At 37.9% G+C, this 24,790-nt stretch carries 23 protein-coding genes; 14 read left to right on the top strand and 9 right to left on the bottom strand.

Annotated features, from left to right (window positions below):
- Positions 1–217 precede the first annotated feature (217 nt).
- Positions 218–2,656: an AsmA family protein gene (locus LY11_RS17465; protein ID WP_111634936.1), complete on the top strand. Its 2,439-nt coding sequence runs from the start codon at positions 218–220 to the stop codon at positions 2,654–2,656.
- Here LY11_RS17465 and LY11_RS17470 read toward each other — a convergent pair.
- Positions 2,653–2,886 (bottom strand): hypothetical protein, encoded by a 234-nt coding sequence (locus LY11_RS17470; protein WP_111634937.1) that lies wholly within the window; start codon positions 2,884–2,886, stop codon positions 2,653–2,655. The genes LY11_RS17465 and LY11_RS17470 overlap by 4 nt on opposite strands.
- 20 nt (positions 2,887–2,906) lie before the next feature.
- The gene (gene thiD / locus LY11_RS17475) at positions 2,907–3,749 is read right to left on the bottom strand and encodes a bifunctional hydroxymethylpyrimidine kinase/phosphomethylpyrimidine kinase (RefSeq protein WP_111634938.1); all 843 of its coding nucleotides are present in this window, start codon (positions 3,747–3,749) and stop codon (positions 2,907–2,909) included.
- A gap of 613 nt (positions 3,750–4,362) precedes the next feature.
- Here thiD and LY11_RS17480 point away from each other — a divergent pair.
- Both LY11_RS17480 and LY11_RS17485 read left to right on the top strand, forming a co-directional pair.
- Complete coding sequence (locus LY11_RS17480; RefSeq protein WP_111634939.1) at positions 4,363–5,574, top strand: sensor histidine kinase; 1,212 nt, start codon at positions 4,363–4,365, stop codon at positions 5,572–5,574.
- Entirely contained in the window at positions 5,571–6,044 is a 474-nt protein-coding gene (locus LY11_RS17485) for a hypothetical protein (RefSeq protein WP_111634940.1), read from the top strand. The genes LY11_RS17480 and LY11_RS17485 overlap by 4 nt, the downstream gene beginning before the upstream one ends.
- On the opposite strand, the gene LY11_RS17490 is transcribed toward LY11_RS17485, so the two are convergent.
- Positions 6,041–7,258, bottom strand: coding sequence for a BamA/TamA family outer membrane protein (locus tag LY11_RS17490; protein ID WP_111634941.1), 1,218 nt, complete (start codon positions 7,256–7,258; stop codon positions 6,041–6,043). The genes LY11_RS17485 and LY11_RS17490 overlap by 4 nt on opposite strands.
- A gap of 158 nt (positions 7,259–7,416) precedes the next feature.
- Between LY11_RS17490 and LY11_RS17495 the strand changes: the two genes are divergently transcribed.
- On the top strand, positions 7,417–8,826 hold the full coding sequence (locus tag LY11_RS17495) for an aminotransferase-like domain-containing protein (RefSeq protein WP_211321587.1): 1,410 nt from the start codon (positions 7,417–7,419) through the stop codon (positions 8,824–8,826).
- 256 nt (positions 8,827–9,082) lie between these two features.
- Positions 9,083–9,601 (top strand): N-acetyltransferase, encoded by a 519-nt coding sequence (locus LY11_RS17500; RefSeq protein ID WP_111634943.1) that lies wholly within the window; start codon positions 9,083–9,085, stop codon positions 9,599–9,601.
- A 45-nt stretch (positions 9,602–9,646) separates the two neighbouring features.
- On the opposite strand, the gene LY11_RS17505 is transcribed toward LY11_RS17500, so the two are convergent.
- Both LY11_RS17505 and LY11_RS17510 read right to left on the bottom strand, forming a co-directional pair.
- Positions 9,647–10,033: a nuclear transport factor 2 family protein gene (locus LY11_RS17505; protein ID WP_111634944.1), complete on the bottom strand. Its 387-nt coding sequence runs from the start codon at positions 10,031–10,033 to the stop codon at positions 9,647–9,649.
- A gap of 77 nt (positions 10,034–10,110) precedes the next feature.
- Positions 10,111–10,932 carry a helix-turn-helix domain-containing protein gene (locus LY11_RS17510; protein WP_111634945.1) on the bottom strand — a complete coding sequence of 274 codons (822 nt, stop codon included), beginning with the start codon at positions 10,930–10,932 and terminating at the stop codon, positions 10,111–10,113.
- Positions 10,933–11,003: 71 nt separating this feature from the next.
- On the opposite strand from LY11_RS17510, the gene LY11_RS17515 reads away from it, so the two are divergent.
- Genes LY11_RS17515 through LY11_RS17525 form a run of 3 tightly spaced genes read left to right on the top strand, consistent with a single transcriptional unit; the run spans position 11,004 to position 14,975 of the window.
- Positions 11,004–12,344, top strand: a complete 1,341-nt coding sequence (locus LY11_RS17515) for a TolC family protein (protein ID WP_111634946.1) — start codon at positions 11,004–11,006, stop codon at positions 12,342–12,344.
- 1 nt (position 12,345) lies between these two features.
- Positions 12,346–13,395 carry an HlyD family secretion protein gene (locus LY11_RS17520; protein ID WP_111635011.1) on the top strand — a complete coding sequence of 350 codons (1,050 nt, stop codon included), beginning with the start codon at positions 12,346–12,348 and terminating at the stop codon, positions 13,393–13,395.
- 2 nt (positions 13,396–13,397) lie between these two features.
- A complete protein-coding gene (locus LY11_RS17525; RefSeq protein ID WP_111634947.1) occupies positions 13,398–14,975 on the top strand; it encodes an MFS transporter in 1,578 nt (525 codons plus the stop codon).
- 239 nt (positions 14,976–15,214) lie between these two features.
- On the opposite strand, the gene LY11_RS17530 is transcribed toward LY11_RS17525, so the two are convergent.
- Positions 15,215–15,955 (bottom strand): metallophosphoesterase family protein, encoded by a 741-nt coding sequence (locus LY11_RS17530; protein WP_111634948.1) that lies wholly within the window; start codon positions 15,953–15,955, stop codon positions 15,215–15,217.
- Positions 15,955–17,124, bottom strand: a complete 1,170-nt coding sequence (locus LY11_RS17535) for an MFS transporter (RefSeq protein ID WP_111634949.1) — start codon at positions 17,122–17,124, stop codon at positions 15,955–15,957. The genes LY11_RS17530 and LY11_RS17535 overlap by 1 nt, the downstream gene beginning before the upstream one ends.
- 88 nt (positions 17,125–17,212) lie before the next feature.
- Here LY11_RS17535 and LY11_RS17540 point away from each other — a divergent pair, with 88 nt between their 5' ends.
- Together LY11_RS17540 and LY11_RS17545 are read left to right on the top strand one after the other, a co-directional pair.
- Entirely contained in the window at positions 17,213–18,067 is an 855-nt protein-coding gene (locus tag LY11_RS17540) for an AraC family transcriptional regulator (protein ID WP_146610866.1), read from the top strand.
- 103 nt (positions 18,068–18,170) lie between these two features.
- Complete coding sequence (locus LY11_RS17545; RefSeq protein WP_317048002.1) at positions 18,171–19,124, top strand: aldo/keto reductase; 954 nt, start codon at positions 18,171–18,173, stop codon at positions 19,122–19,124.
- Positions 19,125–19,180: 56 nt separating this feature from the next.
- Here the strand turns inward: LY11_RS17545 and LY11_RS17550 are convergent, their stop codons facing one another.
- A complete protein-coding gene (locus LY11_RS17550) occupies positions 19,181–19,906 on the bottom strand; it encodes an IclR family transcriptional regulator (protein ID WP_111634951.1) in 726 nt (241 codons plus the stop codon).
- Positions 19,907–20,067: 161 nt separating this feature from the next.
- On the opposite strand from LY11_RS17550, the gene LY11_RS17555 reads away from it, so the two are divergent.
- From LY11_RS17555 to LY11_RS17570, 4 genes are all read left to right on the top strand, one after another.
- Positions 20,068–21,399 (top strand): aspartyl protease family protein, encoded by a 1,332-nt coding sequence (locus LY11_RS17555; protein ID WP_111634952.1) that lies wholly within the window; start codon positions 20,068–20,070, stop codon positions 21,397–21,399.
- A 193-nt stretch (positions 21,400–21,592) separates the two neighbouring features.
- Entirely contained in the window at positions 21,593–22,570 is a 978-nt protein-coding gene (locus LY11_RS17560; RefSeq protein ID WP_111634953.1) for an NAD-dependent epimerase/dehydratase family protein, read from the top strand.
- On the top strand, positions 22,567–23,430 hold the full coding sequence (locus tag LY11_RS17565) for an XrtA system polysaccharide deacetylase (RefSeq protein ID WP_111634954.1): 864 nt from the start codon (positions 22,567–22,569) through the stop codon (positions 23,428–23,430). The genes LY11_RS17560 and LY11_RS17565 overlap by 4 nt, the downstream gene beginning before the upstream one ends.
- A 121-nt stretch (positions 23,431–23,551) precedes the next feature.
- On the top strand, positions 23,552–24,031 hold the full coding sequence (locus LY11_RS17570) for a sugar transferase (protein WP_170132713.1): 480 nt from the start codon (positions 23,552–23,554) through the stop codon (positions 24,029–24,031).
- A 138-nt stretch (positions 24,032–24,169) separates the two neighbouring features.
- On the opposite strand, the gene LY11_RS17575 is transcribed toward LY11_RS17570, so the two are convergent.
- On the bottom strand, positions 24,170–24,754 hold the full coding sequence (locus tag LY11_RS17575; protein WP_111634956.1) for a PhnA domain-containing protein: 585 nt from the start codon (positions 24,752–24,754) through the stop codon (positions 24,170–24,172).
- Between the last annotated feature and the right edge of the window lie 36 nt (positions 24,755–24,790).

Below are 24,790 nucleotides of genomic sequence, written 5' to 3' on the forward strand. Positions count from 1 at the left end.
TCACAGGTGACTGTGCATTTGAATTCTGTGATAAAATACAACAAACAAAGGTTATACAGCTTACTGTAAAAATAGACCTTTGTATTTTTTTATAGCCTGATTTTATGGTGCTCATCGTCGTATGGATTTATTGATATAAAAATAATCAATTTAAGAGAACAAAACTACCTTTAAACAATTTCCTTATTTTAAACGTTTATTACGCAAATATTCTTCTATGCCTCTTTGGTTAAAACGCTCTCTTCAGCTCTTTTCTTCTCTTATCTTATTACTCATTGTGATCTTTATCGGCCTTGGTATCTACGTCAGCGCCAATAAAAAGGAATTGCAGGTTGCTATAACCAAAGAATTAAATAAAAACCTCAATGGGAACCTGACTATTGCCAACATTGAACCTACCTTTCTTAAAGGCTTTCCCAATGTGTCTGTATCGTTAAAAAAAGTAGAAATTAAAGATAGTTTATGGAATATTCATCACCATTCGCTGCTGACTGCGGGCGACCTTGATATTTCAGTCAATACAATGGCCTTATTAAAAGGTACTATTGAGATTAAAAAGATTACTATCAATGACGCTTCAATCTACTTATATACTGATAGTAATGGCTATAGTAATACCTCAGTTTTTAAGGAAAAACCAAAGAAAGAACCTGAAATTAAAGATGAAAGTTCATCACCTGCTCAAATCAGACGTTTTGATTTGAATGCCGTTCGTTTTATCCTGGATAACAGAAAAGGGAACAAGCTGTTTTTATTTGCTATACAGGACTTTAGTGGAAAAATAGATTATCCTTCCACGGGCTGGAAGGCTGATGTTAATTTAAAAATATTAGTGCGCAGCCTGGCCTTTAACACAAAAAGAGGGAGTTTTGTAAAGGATAAACTGCTGGAAGGAAAAATGAACATCGCTTATAATGAAAAAGCCGGTATCATTGAAGTCAAACCTAATATCTTAAACATCGGGACAGATCCCTTCATTCTTGGTGCGAAATTCAAGATCTCAAAAGATCCTGTTGAATTCTCTATCCGGGTAGAAGCGCCTAGTATTCTATGGAAAAGTGCATCTGCTTTACTGGCTCCCAATATTACTTCAAGACTTGACATGTTTAACCTGGATAAACCAATCTCTGCCAAGGCAATTATAGAAGGCAATATGGGCGCAGGGGGAGATCCTTCGATTTTTGTGAAAGCAGGCGTAAAGAATAATACACTGACCGGTTTTGGCGGAGTTGTTGATGACTGCAATTTTGCGGGCGTTTATACGAATAATTTTATCAATGGGAAAGGCTATACAGATGAGAATTCTGCTATTAAACTTTATCATTTTTCTGGTAGTTATAAAGAACTACCATTTACAATTGATACTGTTTTTATTCATAACCTGGATAAACCAGTAGCCACAGGTATTTTTAAATCTCAGTTTAACGTAGCTAAATTGGGAACTGTGCTGGGCACTGATGTCTTAAATTTCACTAAAGGAACAGCCGATGTAAAACTTAACTATAGTGCTGATATTGTAGATTTTAAGTTGAATAAACCCATGTTAACCGGAACAATCAACGTGAAAAATGCAGATGTAAGTTATGTGCCGCGTGGTGTGAATTTTAAAAACACTTCCATTTCCCTCGACTTTAAAGGGCCAGATCTTTTGATTCATGACATCAGGCTGCAAAGTGGCAAAAGTGTAGTGCTCATGGATGGAAGTGTCAAAAATTTCCTGAACCTTTACTATAATTCTCCGGAGAAAATTCTGCTGAACTGGAGTATGCGCAGTCCGGCTATTTATCTAGGGGATTTTCTTGCCTTTTTGGGAACCAGAAAAAATAGTACACCTGTTAAATCGAAAAACAAAAGCAATAGTTTCGCAACTCAGTTAAACACTATGCTTGAAAAAGGAAGTGCTGAAATTAATTTACGGGTTGATAAAGTGTATTACAACAAGTTTACAGGGACAAACGCAACGGCGGATATTTTCCTTTCCGAAAACGGGCTGAATTTAAAAAATGTAAGTTTAAAACACGGTGGAGGCTCGATTAAGCTCAATGGTAAATTACAACAAAATGGACGTTTGAATAACTTTGCCTTAAACACAGTAGTTTCCAATGTCAATATCAGGGATTTCTTCTATTCATTTGATAATTTTGGTCTGGAAAGCCCAACTTATAAAAACCTGAAAGGCAGTTTCTTTACCAAGACCAATGTCACAGGGAGCGTGGATGGAGGGGGTAAACTTATTCCGGGATCAATGAATGGAAATGTTAATTTTGACCTTAAGAAAGGGGCTTTAGTGAGTTATGATGCAGTGAAAAGTATTGGTAAGTTTGCTTTCCCGTTCCGGAATCTGGATAACATTACATTTGATAACCTTAACGGTAATTTTGATATTAAAGGAAGGCTGGTTACGATCAAACCAATGATGATCAATTCCAGCTTGCTGAATATGAATTTAGCAGGTGTTTATGCAACTACCGGGAAGGGGACAAATATACTGTTGGATGTGCCGCTGCGAAATCCGAAGAAAGATGAAGATATTACCGATAAACAAGAGTTAAAAGAGCGCAGGATGAAAGGCATTGTCATACACATCCTCGCCACAGACGGGGAGGACGGTAAGATCAAATTTAAGCTGGTTGGAAAAAAAGATAAAGATAGTTAAGGCTGTAAGCTCTCAAATTTATCTCCAATGAGGAAGATAAGGTCTTCATCTACAGTTACCTCATCATTGGTAACCCACATATCATCCTCAGAGAGAAAGATTTCAAATTTTTCCTGCTCAGGTATTTCTACCATAAATATTGAATCGTCATCATTTTCAACTTCAGTAATGGTAACGGGAATTGTTTCCCCTTCAAATTCTACTGAGAATTCTGTTTTTAAATCTGCCATGGTCCAAATATATTAATTTTTCAATCCAGATGCAGTTTGATTAGTGGAATAGGGGCATAAAAGTGGTTCAGTGGCCCTTTACCTTTTCCTGTTTTTACATCAAGGCCCTCAATAATAGCCTGATGCACGTATGATTCTGCAATTGCTATGGCCTCAGGCAATTCCATATCTCTTGCCATAAAACAGGCAATCGCAGAAGACAGCGTACACCCTGTACCATGTGTATTTTGACTGGAAATAGTATCATTTTCATAAACGAATTCTCTGCCGGTGTTGTCCAGGTAAACATCATATAGTTTGCGACCTTTCAAATGCCCGCCTTTAATCAATACCGCCCGGGCACCTAAGCTGAGAATCTGATGTGCTGCAACTTTCATGTGTTCCACAGTAGAAATTTCCATGGCAGTTAAAACTGCGGCCTCATCCAGATTTGGTGTAACTAAAGCAGTGAGCGGGATTAATATTTTTTTCATCAACTCAACAGTATCCTCCCCAACTAAACGACGGCCGCTCGTGGCAATCATTACCGGGTCCAGAATGACCGGGATTTCAGGATATAAACTTAAAGTATCAGATATGGCCTTTAATAATACTGAATTTGGGATCATGCCTATTTTGATAACGTGTGGTCTTATATCTTCGATCACCGCTCTGATCTGATCAATCACTACAGCAACAGGCAGCTCAAACAAATTGATAATTCCCATCGTGTTCTGTGCTGTAATCGCTGTGATAGCTGAAGTCCCATAACAGCCCAAAGCCGAAATAGTCTTCAGGTCGGCCTGGATACCTGCGCCGCCACCACTATCAGATCCGGCAATGGTTAATACAACAGGATAAATATATTTGAGCTCAGTATTCATGCTTGTCTGGAGAGTTTAATGTATAATTTCAAGTAAAACTATCAATATATGCACTAATAACAAGGGACTGTAATTGACCTGATCATTTATTATTATCTTTTTTTAATAGTTTAAGGAATATTTAATCCCGCAATTTCTTGTTAAAGCCCATCTATTAGTGTTATGCGCTCTTTTCTGAATTCAATGAAAGCCGGGCCGCCGTTTCTGTAAAAGCCAAATGTTTTTTTGGTCGTTTTTTTGTTAACGTATAGTAGGTATCACAAGATATTTTCACTTATTCATTTTTAACCTTGACTTTATATTAATGACTATAAAACAATTAAGCGCCCGGCAGACTGGTGCGAATGGCATTAATATTCCCCAGTTCGTCTAGTACAATTGGATATGCAGGCAGAATATCAATTGACAAAATTTGTTACTGGTATTTCGCGTAACCCGGTGCGGGCAGTTAGTAATCCGATATAGGTAATCAATAATCCGGCGCAGGTAATCAATCCTATTAAATCTCCCGCCGTGATTAAAAAAGTAACAGGCCATATAAAAGATTAGTTGGTGAGTTATCACAGACCACCCGGGTATTAAAAGGACTTGGAGTTAATTTTAAGAATAAAGAATGAATGCTCAAAATACAGAAGAACAGCTACAGGCTGAAATAAAGAAATTGCAGCTTCAACTTGAAGAAGCCCATGGTACTATTGAAGCTATGGAGGAAGCAAAGGTTGAAGCCGTAAAGCTGAACGATATATTAGAAGATGCAGTCGCAGCCAGAGCAAAGGATCTTTCTGTGAGCCAGGAACACTTTATGCTGCTCGCTAATAATATTCCACAGATCACCTGGACAAATTTATCTTCCGGACGATTTAATTTCTTCAATCAGCGCTGGTATGATTATACAGGTTTATCTTTTGATGCCACTTTTGAAGAATCCTGGGATAATATTATCCATCCCGATGATCTGCCCGCAACCCGCGAGAAATTCAACCATTGCATGAAAACTGGGGAGATATTTGAGATTGAAAACCGCTATAAACGGAATGACGGCATTTACAGATGGCATCTTAACAGAAGTATCCCATTAAGAAATGAAAATCATGAGCTCTTGTTTTGGGTAGGTACTGCAACTGATATTGATGACCAGCGTAAATCCATTGAAAAGAAAGACGAATTCATTGGAATTGCCAGTCATGAATTAAAAACACCGCTGACGAGTTTGAAAGCTTATTTGCAGTTAATCTCCAACTACAAGAAGGAAGTGGTTCCTGGTCAGGTGAAAACTTTCATTGTCAAAGCTGAAAGTTCAATCTGTAAATTACAAAACCTGGTTAATGACCTGCTGGATGTCAGCAAAATACAAGCTGGTAAACTAGATTTTGTTCAATCACCACTGAGCATTAAGGAGCTGATCGCAACCTGTGCAGAGCATGCAGGATACATGTTTCCCGATTATAATATTATATTTAATCCTGGCGCGGATGTAAAGATTAATGGAAATACAGAACGATTAGAACAAGTCCTGATGAATCTGATTAATAACGCAGTAAAGTATTCTCCACTACATAAAGATATTATATTATCATTTACCAAAGAAGGTAACCAGGTCAGGATTTCTGTCACCGATTATGGGATTGGGCTTTCTACGAGTCAGCTGGATAAGATCTTTGAAAGATTTTATCGTGTTGATGTTAAAAACAGGATAGCAAGCGGATTGGGAATGGGATTATACATTTCTATGGAAATTATCAAAAACCACAAAGGTACAATAGGTGTTCAAAGCAGAATTAATAAGGGCTCTACTTTTTACATTTTATTACCTTTGCTTTCATGAAATACGCATTAACATTCTTGCTTTGTCTTTTCGGGCTGTTCAGCAGTGCTCAGCATTTTAAACTGAATCAGCTTGAATCACTTATAGGTCAGTCGGTTTCATCCGTTACTGATAGTCTTGTGCTGCATAACTGGGAAGTAAGGCCTGAGTTATCTGGTAAACAAGGAAATCAGTTATATCAAACTTTCTCTTACGGAAATCATGCCCTGGAAAAGAGTAAAGCATTATCCTGGTTCAGGATTCAGGCAGATAATGAAGTAACTAATCAATTATATTATCAACTTAATGAACCGGAAGCTTATCAGTTGATTCTGGATGAAATTAAGCTGTCAGGAGCTGAGAAAAAAGATATACAGGAAATAGAAGCAAAACAAATCAGTACCTACTATATATCAACTGATTATATTTTCCAGACGATAGTAGGTAATGATAGTTATACAATAATGGTAATGCCTAATAAACAGCCTTAGAAAGCTTCTCCAAGGCCAATTGAGAATCCAGAGAACCCTTTACTTACGCCATAATCAACAGCGATATTTGTATTAGAACCCTTGTTAAATTTGATCCGCATACCAGCTCCAACTGCAGGATGGATTTTCTTAAACGAATTGGTTTCCGGCTCAGCGACTGAAGTTGCATTGGCAAAAACTACGAATCCCAGCAAACCGTTTTCAGTAATATCTCTTCTGTATTCACTTTCTACATAGAATAAAGCTTTCCCTCTGTATCTGTTTTGGTCCATACCTCTACCAGATTTATTATAAGGGTCCCAGCCAATACTTGGTAAATTCAAATAGGGGATGCCATTATTTAAACCTGTCCAGAAATAAGACCATAAAGCCAATGTATTCTGTTGGTGAGGTTTGGTATTTAGTGAAATATACTTTCTTGCGTCAATATAAAGTGATTTCCAGCTCGTCTGGCTTCCTAAAAATTTAGGATTAGTTCTTAAAACCATATTCAGATAACTTCCCGGTAGTGGATTGATAGAATTATTCCGCGTATCATATAATAAGTTGAAAGTAATTCCTGAAGAAAAGGAATTACTTCCCTGCTCAGTTCCTGCATTATAGCCAGTAAATTGCTGAAGGTCCCCGCCAGGTGTTCTGACATTTACAAAATAATCCAGCGTATAGCCAAAACCTGCATAAAAATATGGCCTGATTCGTTTTAATGCACTTTGATAAAATCTGATATATTTATAATCTACTAATAACTTCTGATCTTCATGACCACTTCCTAAGCCCCAGGTATATTGCGGATAAACCAGGAAACGTGTATCTCCCTGGATATTCCATGTATTATCTTCCAGCCAGATATTGGAGCGCAGTGGTAATCCAAAACGGCTTTTAAAATTCCAGTAAGGTGTAAAAGTAACATTGGAGATATTTGTTGTTTTGCGGTCACCCAAGTAAAAACCTGCGCTGGTTGAGGTAATCAAGGCAGTTCCTCCCCCCGGTACATTACCTCCTATAGGTAACAGTGAAAAGAAAACTTTCCTCGGGTTTTCTCCGGATTTTACACCAGGCTTTATTTTAAATAATATTTTGGCATAATCTATTAAATCCCGTTTATTCGAAGTATCACGGACTTGATTATTTGCGGAAATAGCATCAGCTGCATTTTGCGCGCTGGCACTGTAGGTTATCAATAAAAAGGAGAACAGAAAGATAGTTTTTTGCATTAGGCAAGATGATAGTTGGTGTATAATTACAGCTTAACCAAATGCCGTGCCGTATTGTTTATTTTTTTATCAAAATACTTCATATTTCTGCAGGTTGTTATTTATTACCTTTGTGATACAGGTATTATTTGATTAAAATATATAGATACAGTTTGGCTATGAAACAATACCGATATGAAGAATTTACAGTAATTATTGAAGCTCAGATCAAAGAAGGAGTCTATAAACCAGGGCATAAACTTCCATCAGTAAGGGCGCTGATGAGGAAATATGCGATGAGTACTGGTGCTGTACAACAAGGATTTGATTATTTAATGAGTAAGGGGTTGGTCGAAAGTATTCATAAATCCGGGTATTATGTTGCTAATTTGCCTGAAAATCAGGTTAATATATCCATTTCAAAACGTAACCCTGTGGTCAGGGATGCTGTATTCAAACATAAGCTTTCACAGGTTACCGCCTCGGGTAACGGCCGGAATGGTTTAACTGAATTTAATGTAGCTGCCCCCGGAGATTTGCTGATCCCTCAAAAAATGATTTTGAGAACTATGCAACAGGTAATCAGAGAACATGGAGCCGGGCTATTAAGATACTATCCTTCAACAGGATCCGAAGAATTAAAACATAATATCTGTAAACATTCAGCACATTATAATGCCAGGCTGAATACAGATGAAATGATCATTACCGATGGTGCGCTCCAAGCATTATATATTGCCTTGGTTTCCAGTTGTTCTCCTGGTGATGTGGTTGCTGTAGAGAGCCCCTGTGTGTTTTCTATTCTTCAGGTAATTAAGACTTTACAGTTAAAAGTGATAGAGGTTCCAATGGATTTTCAGACTGGGTTTGATATTGGGTATTTGAAAAAAGCATGTTCTGTTGTGAAAATAAAGGCGATTATAGTCACGCCGAATTTTCAGAACCCGACCGGGATAGTACTCAGCGACGATCAGAAAAAACAATTATTGGCTGAAGCACAATATCAGGGAATAGCTATTATTGAAAATGATATATATGGAGATTTAAATTTTACCGGACAACGGCCGTCTAATCTTAAATCATTTGATGAAAGTGGACTGGTAATGACCTATTCTTCGTACGCTAAAACTCTGGCTGCGGGAATCAGGCTAGGCTGGTTATCTGCAGGACAGTTTTTCCAAAAAGCCGAACAAGTGAAATTTTCAACCGGTAGTACTGTTTCTCCCGTTTACCAGGAAACTGTAAACAAGTTGCTGAACTCAAATAGTTATGACAGGCATATCAGAACTTTCAGAACCCAGTTATCAAAAAATGCTTATCATACGGTTAATCTGCTGACTACTTATTTCCCAAAAGGTACCCGTATGGTAATACCAGCCGGCGGTTATAATTTATGGGTAAAACTATCAGATGAGATTAACATCAAAGATTTTTATCTGCATTGCGATCAGGTAGGTGTGAAGTTCACACCGGGTGAGACTTTTTCCTTTTCCAGTGATTTTAAGCGATTTTTCAGGATAGTATTCGCTGATCAATATTCTGAAAAGCGAATCGAAGGATTGAAACTTGCAGGAAAGGGGATATTATAAATGAAGGTTATGCTATAAATAAACAGGGCATACTATATAAATAAACGGGGAATATTATAAGTAAAGAGAATGTTGTAAATAAAAGAGGATGCTGAAAATAAAAAGGATACTATAAATAAGGAGGATACTGTAAATACTGTGTACGGATAACTTAAAAAATGGCAGCTTGATATTGACTGTATCGGTCACTTATCCGGTATGTGTATCTGTATCAAATAAGAATCGTGGTTACCTTTGACGCTATAAAATTAAAATCATGGATCAAAAAGTTATCACGAAGTTCAAAGTCGCAACCGAAGATGCGATTTTTGAATTATTATACCTGACCAGGACTATCGCCTTAGAAAAATATGCACATTTAGTAGATAAAGATGTGATCGAATCTTATATCTCCCATAATTATAATGATAAACAAATAATTGATGAAATGAATAGTTTTGGTAATCAATGGCTGGTTGTTTATGTCGATGAACAAGCGGCCGGTTATGCGTTTGTCACTACTCAGGGTAAAAGGCCACAATCGCTGGAAGGTAAAAAAGCAGTTTGTATTGCTGATTTTTGTGTTTTAAAGGAATATCTGTCCAGTGAAGCTAAACAATCACTACTCAATAAATGCTTATCTATAGGGAAAGGGTATGAGTCGTTATGGCTGACAGAACAAATTGATAATCCACTAATATCATTTTTTGAAGCGCATGAGTTTCAATCAAAAGAAGAAAGAAATGATCACATTCATCCGGATATACAGATGCGTTATATGGTCAAAGACAATTAGTTTTTTAAGGAGCATAAATACAGAACATATTGCTGCTCCTTAATCTTAAATCCTCGAACCCAGATCTCTGTCTTTTGGATCTCCGCTAATTAAATAGGTCAATTCATCACAATAACATATTTGATCCCCTTCAAAACGGAATTCCCCGATGACCTGTATTTTCATATCCCCGGTTTCCTTTTTACTGACTATGTGATTGGAGAAAACAGTATTACCTTCCTGAACCAATGTTTTAATGTTAATTTTAATCTCGGGCATATCTTTTTTAAGCGTTTTCATATGCCTGTTGAAGCCCTCAAAATGCAGTGTTTTGCCATCTACATGCTGCACATAATTTTGACTAAAATATTTGTTAACAAGCTCTTCCTTATAAACAGGATTTTCAAGTACCTCTGAAAAAACCTCTCTTAAACGTGATTTATAATCTATCATTTCTCTATATTATTTGTAACACAAAACTATCAATGGATAAGCTGTTGAACAATGGAATATAGGCTGCAAAGATTGGATTATACGTGGAAGCTCGCCGCTGTCTTTTGTTTATTTCTTAAACGGACAAATTCACTCGGCCTGCTGTTTACTGACTGCTGGAAACTATTACTGAATGCTGCAATATTCGAATAACCTACCGCATAAGCGACTTCACTAATGTTTTTATCCCCATTTAATAACATTTCCATAGCAGCAACTATTCTTAACAACTTAATATATTGTAAAAAAGAAGTACCTAAATGAAGCTGAAATAAGCGTGTTAATGTTCTGACGCTCAAACCGAATTTTTCAGCCACAGCCGGCATATCCAGCATTTCTGTTAAATGGGCGGCCAGATATTTTAATAAAGGGATAAGTCTGGGATTAGCTGTAGTAGGCAATACAATAGGTAAGGGATGCGTACTGATTTGAGGTAAAGTATGCTTAAACGTAGTCAGAAATTCATAGCGCCAATCGCCCAAATGAATTTTTCCCTGCCACTGCTCCGCCATCCTGATCATTTCCCAGATCAGATTGGTTACCGGGTATATACCTATTTGTCCATAAAAAGTGTGTTCCAGATCTTTTTCGTCCTGAAAATAAATATTCGTAATCGTTATGCCGCTGGTATTAAACTTTACATGATGTGCTACATCAGGGGGAATCCAAACATAGTGCCGGGCCGGAATATAAAACTGCTTGTTCGTGGTCTCCAGAAAAGCCAGGCCACCTTCTACCAATAGGATTTGACTTTTAGGATGTTGATGCAGCGGTAATTGATCTTCAAGCTGATCCTTCATCACGTAAATTGATGATTCGGGAAGATTGATTTCTTTGCTGATTTCCTCTAGTAAATTCATGTGGCCAAAATTAATAAATATATGGCCAATTATATGAAATTATTAATGTGGTGATTGGTGAATTTTGTTAAATGAAACAACAGGAAATTAAGGTTGGTTATTCGATCTTCTGTATTTTACTTTTATTGCCGGGCCCTTGTGTATTTGGTCAGACCCTTGAACATGAGCCTGTAAGACTTACCCTGAGCCAGGCCTGGGACAGAGCTTCAGCATATAATAAGGAAGTTGCAGCACAGCAAATAACAACCAGGCAGCAGGCCGAAGAGTTTAATGACGCAAAAACTAAAAGGTTGCCAGCTTTACAAGCCGGGACAAGTTATAATCGTTTTACAGCAATGACAGCCTTTGAAGACGGGCTTTCTAAGTCAAAGAAAATCCATCTTACCCCGGATAATGTTAATCTGGATGCGAGTGCGTCTCTGATCTTATACCAGGGGAAGCAGCTCAATAACTACGTGAAAGAAAAGGAACAGGCCAAATATTTGTCTGTCGTAGCGCAAAGACAACAATTAGCGGAGGTGAAATTAAAAGTAGCAACAACCTATTACAGTGTACAGCGAAATGAACAATTCCGAAACTTGCTTTTAGCTAATTTGAAAGAAGAAGAAAAGAGGCAGCAGCAAATGAAAGTGCTGTTTAAAAACGGGGTCGTTTTGCGGAGTGATTTGTTGAGAGCAGCATTACAGATTTCCAGGCAGAATATGAAGTTGATCGAGGTTAACAATACTATTCTGCTTGCTGAAAATGAATTGAAATTGTTATTGGGGATGCCCCAGGTGCAAGCACTCACTTTAACCGACCCTATTGTAATGCCTCAATTGGAAAAGGAAGAAAGTTTAGCTTCTTTGATCAGTGATGCGCAAACTGAAGGTTATGAAATCAAGATTGCTACACAAAGAACGCTTATTGCTTTCTTCAAACAGAAGCAGGTTCAGGCTGCTTTTATGCCTAAAGTTGAGTTGTTGGCAAATTACGGCTACGCTTATCCTGACAATGTTTTTTATCCGACAATCAAAAGGGTATATGGCCTGGGCTCTGCCGGAGTCAGAATAACAATGCCACTATCAGCATTATATCAAAATAAGCACAAGTCGGCGATTGCACAACTTGAATCAGGTAAACAAAAGATTTTGCTCGCTGATCAGGAGGATAAAACAGGTCAATTGACCATGAATGTATATGTCAGATACAATGAAGCCTTAAAAAGGGTAGAGATCGCAGAAGAAAATATTAAACTGGCTACAGAAAATTACCGGATTGTTAGTGCAGGTTATTTTAATCAACTAGCCTTATTAACTGATTTGCTTGATGCAGACACACAATTATTACAATCCAGATTCGATCTGGAGGATGCGAAGGTTATCGCTATTATTCAATACTATCAATTACTTAAAACAGCAGGAAGATTATAAAATGGAAAATAAAGTCAATCGTACCGATCAATTGATCGCCTTTTTTACAAAATGTTCAGCAGTTATGCTGCTTTTGGGACTGATGTTATGGGGAGCAAAGTATCTCTGGGATGGATACCATTACGAAGAAACAAATGATGCACAGATTGAAGAATATGTAAATCCAGTGAGTACACGGGTAAATGGCTATATCAAAAAAGTCAATTTTGAAGAGAACCAGCAAGTTAGCAAAGGGGATACATTGGTTATCATTGATAACAATGAATATCAAATTCAACAACAAGAAGCAGCAGCCTCGCTGGCAAATGCAGAAGCTGAAGTTAATGTATTGCAGAGCAGCACAGCAGTCCTTCAAAATACAGCAAAGGTAACGCAATCACAAATTAGTGCGGCGAAAGCTAAACTGACCAGGCAAGAACAGGAATATACCCGTTATCAGCACTTGTTAGCTGGTCAATCAGCTACCCAGCAGCAATTCGATAATGTGAAAGCATCCTTCGAAATAGCTAAATCTGAATATCAGACTGCTCTAAGCAATTACCAGACCTCACTTTCAAAAGTGAAAGAGGCGCAGTCCCGGAAAGCATCAATACAAACAGAGATCAAAAAAAGAGATGCAGTGCTGGGGCTGAAAAGACTGAATGTCAATTACACGGTGATTTTAGCTCCCTATCAAGGCAGAGTAGGGAAAAAGAATATTCAGGACGGGCAATTGGTTCAGGCAGGGCAGGTGCTTACGTTTATTGTAAATCAGGATGCTGGAAAATGGGTAGTCGCTAACTTTAAGGAAACCCAGACCGGGAAATTTAAGCTAAACCAGCCTGCTTTGATTACTGTAGATGCTTATCCCGGGGTTACTTTTCATGGAGCTATCGAATCACAGTCTCCCGCTACAGGTTCCCGTTTTTCACTATTGCCACCCGACAATGCCACAGGGAATTTTGTGAAAACCATTCAACGTATTCCTGTTCGTATCCGGCTGACTGATACCTCCGGAAAAATCGCGCTGCTCAAAGCAGGAATGAATGCTAATGTTTCTATTAATCATTAATTATGGATAGTTTTTTTAAAGAATGGGCCCCGGACTGGCTGATCAGGTTAACTATCTTTTTGGTTTTGATGCCTGGTCTGCTCGTTTTTGCGCTTTACTTCAGCAATATTTCAGAGGCTGGTGGTTACTATGGAATAGAACCTGCCGATGTCCAGTTTTCTATTGTCATCATGTACGCCGCAATGGTCAGCTTTTTTCCTGTCGATGACCGGTTTTTTAAGTATTTAAAACCAAAGCCTTATTTTATTGCAGCCACATTGATCAATATGGCGCTCTATTATATTTGTGGAATAACCCGTGACCCGGATGTACTGATGATCTGTCGTTTTCTTCAGGGTTTATCCTGTAGCATGTTATGTAACTTTTGTTTGAATCTTATCTTTTATAAGTTGCCGCAACAACGGGCAAGAGCTTTGGGATATGGTGTTTTTTATGGTGTAATACAAGCCTCTATTCCAGTTTGTGCCATTTTTTGCAGCTGGATACTCTATCACTATGAATTCAATCATTTATTCTATCTTTTGATATTTATGCAAATTCCAGGAGTGGTATTAATGCTATTGATTGTGAAAAATATCAGGATCAAAAAGAAGTTCCCACTTTACCAACTGGACTGGGTGAGTTATATTTTTTTTGCATTTATACTTTGTTCTATAGGCTATATCCTGGTATATGGTCAGCAGCTAAACTGGTTTTCTGCTCAGAAGATAAGGCTGTTATCATTGGCGGTTATTATTTCTGCCGGACTGTTTAGCTACCGGCAATTGCATTTGAAGCGCCCTTTGATACAGCTTAGATTGCTTCAGTTCGCGAATTTCCGAAATGGATTATTACTGCTTGCTTTATATTATATCTGTAAAGGGACAACGGGCTTTACTTATACTTTCGCGCAGCAGATTTTAGGGTTGGATCCTATACATCTTATTCCATTCTGGGGAGTAAATATTGCTGGAATAGTGCTGGGGATGGCTATTGCAGTCCGGTTTGTCTTGCTCAAAACTGAGGCTAAAATATTATGGATTACAGGCTTTCTTTCTCTGCTGATTTTTCATCTTTTGATGTATTTTCTTTTTTCTGCAAATGCGGAAGACAAACAATTGTACCTGCCTCTTTTCATACAAGGATTTGGAACGGGCTGGCTGATGGTTCCTCTTGTTGTATTTCTGGTTTCAGCAGCACCGCTTTCTATGGTTGCATCTACACCATTTATTGGTATAGTAAGCAGATTTCTTGGCTTATCTGCCGGTATTGCAATCGGTAATTATTTCCACCTATATTATAAAAGCATACATTTTAATAATTTCCGTCAGTATGTAACGGCATTAAATCCATTATATACAGAAAAAATAAACGACCTGCAGTCAGGAGTAAGTTATAGTGGAAATAGTATGGGAAATACGCAGGGAATTGCCGCTGCATTATTGAATAAATCTGTTGCAAATCAGGTATTTCTGAGATCCGCTATGGATTATTATTCTTTAATGATCCTGATGATTAGTGTAATTATTATTCTTATCATTTTTTTACCGGGAGTTAAACAAGTGTTACTAGTTTTCAGGAGCAAAGTAATTCCCTATTAAGCGGTATAAATTTAGTAGCTATAACCCAATTATAATTAATTTAAAAATGGGATAGCAATTCCAGGAAATGACAGTTTTATAGGGGTTTTGGCTAGGTGGTGTGCAGTTTGAAGCGGGGTTGAACCGGGGTTGAAGCGCCATTGAAGTGGCCCAGGCCGGTTCAACCCCGCTTCAGTGCCGGTTCAAACTGCAACACAACCCCTACAGTACTCCAACAATATATTAACAATATATTGCATTTAAACGGGTTGCAAAAAACGTGCGTAAAAATCAGGAATGTCACTTTCGTGAATCGCCTTCACGACTTTCTCCACTGGATAAGCCAATTTAATAATTTCTGCGTGAACCCCATTTTCATTGATAGCTATCAAAAGATAACTTGCCAGCGGCTTTCCTTCTTTTGATCTGCCAACAGAGCCGCAATTGATCACCATTTGATGATCAGCCTCAGAAGAGATTGCCCTGATATAGGACTCATGCGTATGTCCCATCACCAATATATCTGCCTGTTCCTGATCCAGCATTCCAAGAATATCTTTCAGCTCATGATCTTCATAAATATATTCCTCATTACTTCTGGTACTCCCATGTACCAGCGAAATACTAAACGGCTGTCCTTTTACCTTAAAAGTGATCCTTAGCTTCAGCGGCATTCCAGCCAAATATAATTTACAATCCTCTTTAATGGTGTTTTTCGTAAAGTTAATCGCAGCCATCCTTGCTAAAGTTTCTTCCTCATTGTGTTTCGCAAGCGGAATAACTTCGTGATTAAAGGCGATTCTTTCATCATGATTACCCAGCAGACAAGGAATCTGCAGATCCCTGATTGTTTCGATCACTTCATTTGTCCAGGGCGCAAAATCTACCAGATCTCCCAGGCAATATACCTGGTCTGCTTTTCGCTTTTCAATATCTTTTAAAACAGCTTGAAGTGCAGGTAAATTTCCATGTACATCACTGAATATGGCAATCAGACTCATTATTTATAACGTTTGGAAATGATCACAATTAATAAAGCGATACCGCTCCACAACAACATCTGAGAAGTAGAAAGTCCCCATTGACCTAATTTCCAGCTCAGCAGACCAAAATAAGTACCCACTGCTGCGCCAATGAAATAAGTGGTCATATAAATCGTATTTAACCGGCTATGTGCATCCTCATGCAGGCTGTAAATGCGGGTAAAATTGGTGATTTGTGTGGCTTGTACGCCAATATCCAGAAAGAAAACACTGATAATTAAAACTGGTATGGAATAAGGGAACACCTTGATTAACAGGATGCTCCCAATGATCATTGAAACCGTGAGCAGCAGCGAATTGTGTACATTACCCTTGTCGGCCAGTTTACCAAAATAGGGGGCAACCAAAGCCCCGCCAATTGCAATCAAACCAAACAAACCGATTGTTCCGGTATGATAATTCAGAGGTGCGCTGCTTAAATGGAAAGTCAGTGTTGTCCAGAATGAACAGAATACCCCGAAAGTGAAAGCACCTAATAAGGCCGCTTGTCTTAAAACACGGTACTTCTTAACTAAAGCCAATGTAGATTTCAAAAGGTCCAGGTAGCTGCCTTTAAATTTTGGGGTTACTTCTGGCAGATATAATTTCAGCAGAATCGTCATTGTCAAAACCATCAGCGCTGATATACCATATACATACCGCCATCCCAGCCATTCTGTGATTAATCCGCTCAATACCCTGGCTCCTAAAATACCAACCAGTATTCCGCTGAAAACCTGTCCAACATTTTTCCCCCTGTTATGTTTGCCCAGGGTCGCGGCCATAGGTAAGATAATTTGTGCCGGTGTGGAGAAAAGGCCCACAAAGAAACTTAGTACACAGATTCCCGTTAAGGTAGAAGAAAAAGCGAAAAGGGTCAGTGTCAAAATGAGCAGCCCACAAAGTAGCAGGATCAGGTTTTTACGGTTCAGTTTATCGCCTAATGGCAATAAAAAAAACATGCCCAGACCATAACCAAGTTGGGAAAGTATGGAAATCCTGCCGATCTGACTTTCACTCACGTGTAATGCCTGCCCGATTTCATTTAATATAGGTTGATTATAATAGATATTTGCTACAATAACCCCTGCAGAGACTGCCATTAGCGGGATAATTGCGGGGTGTAAGTTTGATTTTTCTGTTGTCATGAACGCTTTTAATTCTGGCTACAAACCTACTATTGTGGAAAGGTTACAAATTGTACATTTAAACGGTATATTTGTAAAAACTTATTAATTGGAGCGATTTATTCAGCACGAGCCTCTTTTTATCAGGCATTTTACGACCAGTACATGGCCCTATCCGGTTCATAACCATAACCACTTTGAATTGATGTTTATTCATCGCGGCAGTGGTTTTCATGAACTGAATGGTGCGACCAGCCCTTACCGCGGGAAATGTATGTTCTTATTAGCACCAGCCGATTATCATACTTTAATTATCCAGGAAGAAACTCAATTCAGTGTGTTGAAATTCAGCAATGTTTACCTGGACGGAGCAGCGAATGAGTCTGCCAAAAATGAATGGAATAAGCTGATTGATCATTTAATGGTAGTGAGTAATGCTTACGACTCCTGTTTGGTAAAATCGGAAGACGAACTTGATAAAATTGATCATATCATGCAAATGATCGTCAGAGAATGGCAGGAAAATAATACATCAAATGAAGTTATCTTTTATCTGATCAGAAGTGTTTTTGCATTGATTAAACGAAATGCCATTCATCAGGCGATTCCCGATCACCTGCCAAATGGAAATCTATTTATTGGGGTCATGAATCATATTCATATCCATATTCACCAGCCGGAAAGTTTAAGTTTAAACACTTTATCTCAGCAATTTAACCTGTCTCCAAACCATTTAAGTAGTTTATTTAAGCGACAAATGGGTATTTCCATTAAAAAATATATCAGCGGCTACAAGTTCAAGCTAATTGAGAACAGGTTGAAATTCGGGAATTCTATGATCAAAGAAATCAGCAATGAATTTGGCTTCGCAGACCTGAGCCATTTTAATAAATTTCTAAAGAACCAGGGAGGTATTAATCCCAAAGACATCAGAAATAAATCGGGAACTGAACCTTTCATTTAATATAAGTTCAATAATACGGAACAAACAGTCATTTTATATTTATTGTTTCGCTGTTTATTTACTAATGGTGTACTTTTGAAGAGTGAATTTAAAATAGACAATCATGATACAAAAAAGAAACTTAGGTACTTCAGCTATAAGTATTGCACCCCTGGTATTTGGGACTAATGTATTTGGCTGGACCACTGATGATCAGATGACTTTCAAATTGCTGGATCATTTTACAGCTAATGGTTTCAACGCAATTGATACCGCAGATGTTTATTCTGCATGGGTGGATGGTTTAGAAGGCGGCGAATCGGAAAAAGCAATTGGAAGATGGTTGAAAAAATCGAATAAAAGAAGCCAGGTTGTGTTGGCTACCAAAGTCGGCGCAGAACTGAGTGCTGCTAAAAAAGGGCTAAGTAAGGCTTATATTATTTCAGCTGTGGAAGCTTCTTTGAATCGTTTGCAAACTGATTATATAGATCTGTATCAGTCTCATTATGATGATCTTGATACCCCGATTGAAGAAACACTGGAAGCTTATGATACGCTGATTAAGGCTGGTAAAGTCAGGATCATCGGTGCTTCAAATTTCACAGCAGAGCGGTTAACTGCTGCATTGGAAGTCAGTAAAGCGAATAACCTGCCTGAATATCAAACTTTTCAACCTGAATATAATCTTTTTGACCGTGCTGATTTTGAGAAAAATATTAAGCCGGTTACCACTGCCAGCGGGATCAGTGTTATCAACTACTTTTCATTAGCCAGTGGTTTTTTAACGGGTAAATACAGAAAAGGTGAAGATTTAAAAGACAGTAAAAGGAGTGGTTTCGTAGAAAAATATATGACCAGCAGAGGCTTCAGGATCTTGACTGCATTGGATGAAGTTGCTTCAAAATACAATACAAACCCGGCTGCAGTATCTATTGCATGGCTATTGGCAAACCCGGCAATAACAGCGCCAATTGCAAGTGCAACAAATATTGGGCAATTGGACGATCTGATCAGAGCGACACAGTTAAGCCTTGACCAGGAGTCAGTTGCGCTTTTAAATACAGCAAGTGAGTTGTAAGTTGAAATCAATAAAGCCCTGTTTGTTAAAAAAAGCGGGGCTTTATTTTATAAATTTTAAGCAAGCAGCTGCGTACTATATTTGGGGCTTCCTTTTAAAGCAGTGTTGATCACCTGGATTGCTTCAGCGAATTGCGGCTTGCCGAACCGGTAAGAGGGGCCGGATACACAAATTACAGCAATAATTTTCCGCTGATAAAATAAAGGCACAGCAACACAGTTTAAGTCCGGATCGTATTGCTGAACATCTAAAGCATAACCAAAAGACGCTATTTCCTTAATTTCGTTCAGCAATCCTGAAAAATGTTCCTGACCATGATACTTGATCTGGTTGGTTTGCAAATAGGCGGAGTAGGTGAGAAAGACTTTTCCGATCGCTGTGGTAGTCATTTCAAAAGGCTTACCCATTTTTAATGAAATTTTCACAGCTCTGTTTGGTTCACATTTCAGCTCATGGCGATAAAATGAACCCATTTGAACAGCAAGGTAAGAGGACTCCTGGATACTGGCAGTGATGCTTTCCAATATAGGACGTAATTCCTGCTTCAGCATTGCAGATGAAATATCCGGTGCATAAAGACACTGTAATTTTGGGGTGATCTGATAACGCGGACTCAGATCATCCTGTTCCAGATACCCCAATTGCTTCAGTGAATCCAGAAAATTATGTACCGTAGTTTTATTCAGTTCTAGTGCCTGTGCAATATCATTTAGCCGGACGATATTACCATTTTTAGCAATATACTCCAGAATATCAAACGTTCTTTTAACAGATTGGATCATGAGTTCATTAATATGGAACAAATTTACAATTTATAGCTGGAATATCCTTATTAGTTCATGTTAGGCCTTGTCTTGGGGGATTGATGATATTTTAAGGCAGACAGTTGAGGATAGATACTTGCATGACCTTCAATACCTTCGTGTTTATTTAAAATATACAAATGATGATAGCGAAGTATTTATTGATAGCCGGAGTTGTTCTGGCAGGTAAAGCAGAATTGAAAGCACAGGTTGCTCAGCTTCCGTTTGAAACCCGCGGATCGCATTTAATAGTCAAAGTACAAACCAATCAGAGTGACTCACTGAGTTTTATTTTTGATTCCGGTGCGACCAATATATCTATAGATTCATTGACTGCAGAACGCGCTGGGATCAGCAAAGAGAACCGGGAAACCGTTTCAGTTGGCGGATCTGGTGGAACTCAGAATTATAAAATGGCTTTACATCAAAACTTAAAACTAGGAAATGTTGAAATCAAAGATGTCAATATGGTATTAATAAATTTTGCTTCGCTCTCTGCAGCGATAGGCGTAAAACTGGATGGTATTATTGGATACGAAGTGTTAAACAAATATGTAACAAAACTCGATTTTGAGCATAAAAAAATATCATTTTATGACCAGATCAAATCAGTTGATACTACAGGTTATACAGGAATCCCTTTTGAATTTAATAAAAACATACTAATTCCCCGTTTTCCAATCTCGGTTACTTTAGCCAATGGCGAGACTTTTACAGGCAGGGTCATGTTTGATACGGGCAATGCTTTTACACTGATTGTCAGTACTCCTTTTAGTAAGTACCATGATTTCAACAGTAAACTGGGAGAAACCAGCGTGCAATTGGGCAGAGGATTAAATGCAACTACACAAGATCAGCTGGCAACCATTAACTCCATGTCCTTTAATGGATTTAACTTCGGGAAAATGGGTATCCGGTTAACTATAAACGACCAGGCTGAACCCAAAGACGGTTATTTAGGTATTTTGGGAATGGAAGTAATCAGGCGTTTTGATGTCATTTTGGATTACATGCAAAAAAAGATCTATCTAAAACCTAATCAAGCTTATCGTGATGCTTTTCCTGTAGAACCGAAAAAAACAGGAATTAGTAAAGAAAGTGAAGATTTTCTGACGAAAAATAAAACCAGGCCTGGTGTGAAAGTTACGCCTTCAGGTCTGCAGTATAAAATCATCAAACAAGGGAATGGCGAAAAACCTGCTATGGAAGATAGGGTAAGCCTGAATTTTACTGCGACTTTGGTTAACGGCAAAAAAGTATGGAGTACTTATGATGCGAAAAAACCTTGGGTACATCATTTAGATAAGGCTTTTGATGGACTGGGAGAAGCGATTCTGATGATGCCTGAAGGCTCTAAATGGATGCTGTATATTCCTGCTAAACTGGCTTTCGGAGATACCGGAACAGAGGAAGTCCCACCTGGTGCAGCTTTAATTTATGAAGTGGAACTTTTAAAGGTAGATCATTCCTGATTATTAAATGGTCTGGTTTAAGCCGTAGTATATTTATGGGATGTTTTTTATGGAAAACTTCTTTTAAAATGATTAATAAATATAAATTATAGCAATAATTCAGTATGTTAGAGAAACGTTAAGTAGTACCAGATGGTTATACACATATAGGTGTTTTTACTGATGGGAAATAAATTTTATCCTGATTCTCGAAATGAATATTATAATAACCGGTGCAGCTGGCTTTATTGGTTCGCACTTAACGATAAAACTTCTTGCTTTAAATCACCATGTAACAGCTATTGATAACCTGTCTACAGGTTTCCTGGATAACTTAAATCCTGTTAAGGATCATCCTGATCTGACGCTGATTATTGATGATATCCAAAATACAAGTGCTTGGGATAATCAGGCGAAAAATGGAGATATCATCATCCATCTGGCAGCTACAGTAGGTGTGAAAAAAGTATATGCTGATTCTTATAACACGTTAATTAATAATCTTGATAGTACTCAAGCCGTACTTGAGGTAGCCAGAAATCGAAAATGTAAAGTGTTTATGGCTAGTACTTCCGAAGTGTATGGCCAATCAGAAAAGCCTGTTCTTTCTGAAACAGATTCTCTGTCGGTCACTACTACGGATCAAGGCAGAAGTTCTTATGTGATATCTAAGTTAACCAATGAAATCAGTTGCCTGAACTATCATCAGTTAAAATCTGTTCCAGTTATCATAGGCAGATTTTTTAATGTAGCTGGTGAAAATCAGAAAAGTGAATTTGGTATGGTTATCCCTACATTCATTGAAAATGCCCTCGATGGCAAGCCCTTAATCCTTTATAACGATGGCTCACAGCGCAGAAGTTTTTGTTATATAGAAGATGTGCTGAGTGCTATAATCACTTTAATCTTAGAACCACGTGCATGGGGTAATATCTTCAACATTGGAAATGATACAACTATCACAATTAAAGAGCTTGCAGAATATATACACAAAAAATGTAATAGCCATTCGGAAATTAGCTATGCTGCTATGCCAGCAGAAAGATCGGGAAAGTCAGAAATTTATAGCAGGTTACCTTCAATAAAAAAAATAAATGAACTTACTGGCTGGAAGCCTGAAGTTTACTGGCAAAAAACTATTGACCTCCTGATCGCAAATGTGAAGAAAGACTTGATTATAGATCGCTTATGATCAACGGGTTTACTATTGATCTGGAGGACTGGTTCTGTTCTCATAATCTAAATGGAAATATTAAGTATGAGGATTGGGACAAACTACCGGGCAGGATTATAGGACCTACTATGTGCATTTTGCAATTACTCAGTAAATATCAAACTAAGGCTACCTTTTTTGTTTTAGGCTGGATAGCAGATCGCTATCCGGATCTGATCAGAACAATAGTTGCAGAAGGCCATGAAATTGCTTCTCATGGTTATTCACATAGACTTTTAACAGATATGACAAGGGAGGATTTCAAAGATGATCTTGGAAAATCGGTATCTGCCATTTACAATTCTTGCAGAATTAAACCAAAAGGATTCAGGGCACCTGCTTTTACAGTTGTAAAATCTACTTTATGGGCTTTAGATGTTGTTAAAGAACTAGGTTTTGTATATGATTCTTCTATTTATCCTACAAGTGTACATCCTGATTATGGTATTGGAGACGCTCCCCTTTCTATATTCTCACCCCAAAAAAACCTGATAGAAATTCCTCTTTCCTGTGCCTCATTCGGTCGCAGAAATATTCCATGCAGTGGTGGGGCTTACCTTAGGTTTCTTCCTTATCCACTATATAAAAAGTTAGTTAGTAACGTAATTAACTCAGGAAGAAACTTTATCTTTTATATACATCCATGGGAAATTGACACTGAAATGCCCCAGATTAAATTACCGTTATTAAAGCACTTTAGACATTACACAAATATTTCTTCCACTTTAGGGAAAATAGAGCGATTATTACAAGATTTTGAGTTTACTTCCCTTGAACGTATTCTTAAAGAGAATAATCGGGCAATACCAGAACTTATACTGACTTCATCATATGAATAAATCTAACGATACTATAAATTTTTCTTACCTGCGTATACGCAGAGTAGCTGAACTTTTATTAATTATGTTGTGTTCTCCTTTATTACTGCTCATATTTCTTTTAACTACAGCTTGAATCAAATTGGATTCTCCAGGAACTATTTTATTCTCTCAGCTCAGGCCGGGTAAAAATGGGAGGCTTTTCAAAATTTATAAATTCAGGAGTATGGTTAAGGATGCCGATTCGTCTTTTTTAACTTTGGAGAATGATCAGCGTATCACAAGGAGTGGCAAATTTATCCGCCGCTATAGAATAGATGAACTGCCTCAGATCTTTAACATCCTGAAAGGCGAAATGAGCCTTATCGGCCCAAGGCCAGTTCCTGCTGATTTTCTCGCCGATTATGAACAAAAGATAGATAATTATCAAATGCGTCATCGCATTAGGCCAGGGATTACAGGACTGGCCCAAATAAGGCAAGGTTATACAACAAAAGTAGAAGAGGAAAGGACAAAATTAAAATATGATCTATTTTATATCAGATCACTTTCCTACAGGATGGATCTAACTATTTTATTTCATTCGATAAAAGCTATAAGAAAATTTCATTCAAAAACTTAACTGTATTCTATATAGAAAAGGCAGAAGGATGTATACTATATTGATGAGCGGAATCAGACAGGAAAATGATTCCGCTCATTTTCCTGTTACCAAAGCATTACAGCAAACCTTCTATTTGTGTTTCATTAATCAATTATATTATCCTTGTTTTCTTACATATTTAGTAAGGATCACAATGACCTGACCTTCGATCTTACCTTCAATCTGATCAGTATTGTTATCTACCAAACGAATATTTTTAACTACTGTGCCCATTTTAGCATTTAACTGAGAGCCTTTTACATCTAAAGATTTGGTTAATACAATAGTATCACCAGTTTGCAGTACAGCACCCAGACTATCTTTGTGTACTTCTATTGTATCAGTATCGTTGTCCAACCCGCCAGCAGCTTTTGCCCAGGCCAATCTTTCCTCATCAAGATACATCATATCCAGATTGTCCATTGCCCAGCTTTCATTGCTCAGCCGGTTCAGCATACGCCATGAAACTACCTGTACACCTGGTACTTCACTCCACATACTTGTCGTTAAACAACTCCAGTGTTTGCTGTCCAGTTCTTCTTTCCTGTCAATTTGCGCCAGGCATTTCTCACAGATCAGGATACAGTTATCTTCATTGCTGCTTGATTGTGGTGGCACCTCATATAAATTAAGAGTTTCCCCCGATCCGCATAATTCACATTGATTCTCGCTTCTTTTCAGCAATTGTTCTTCCAATTTCATATCCTTCGGTTAAAATAAAGAGCGCGAAGATAATTA

Origin of the sequence: Pedobacter cryoconitis (assembly GCF_003259615.1) — a bacterium.
GTDB lineage: Bacteria > Bacteroidota > Bacteroidia > Sphingobacteriales > Sphingobacteriaceae > Pedobacter > Pedobacter cryoconitis.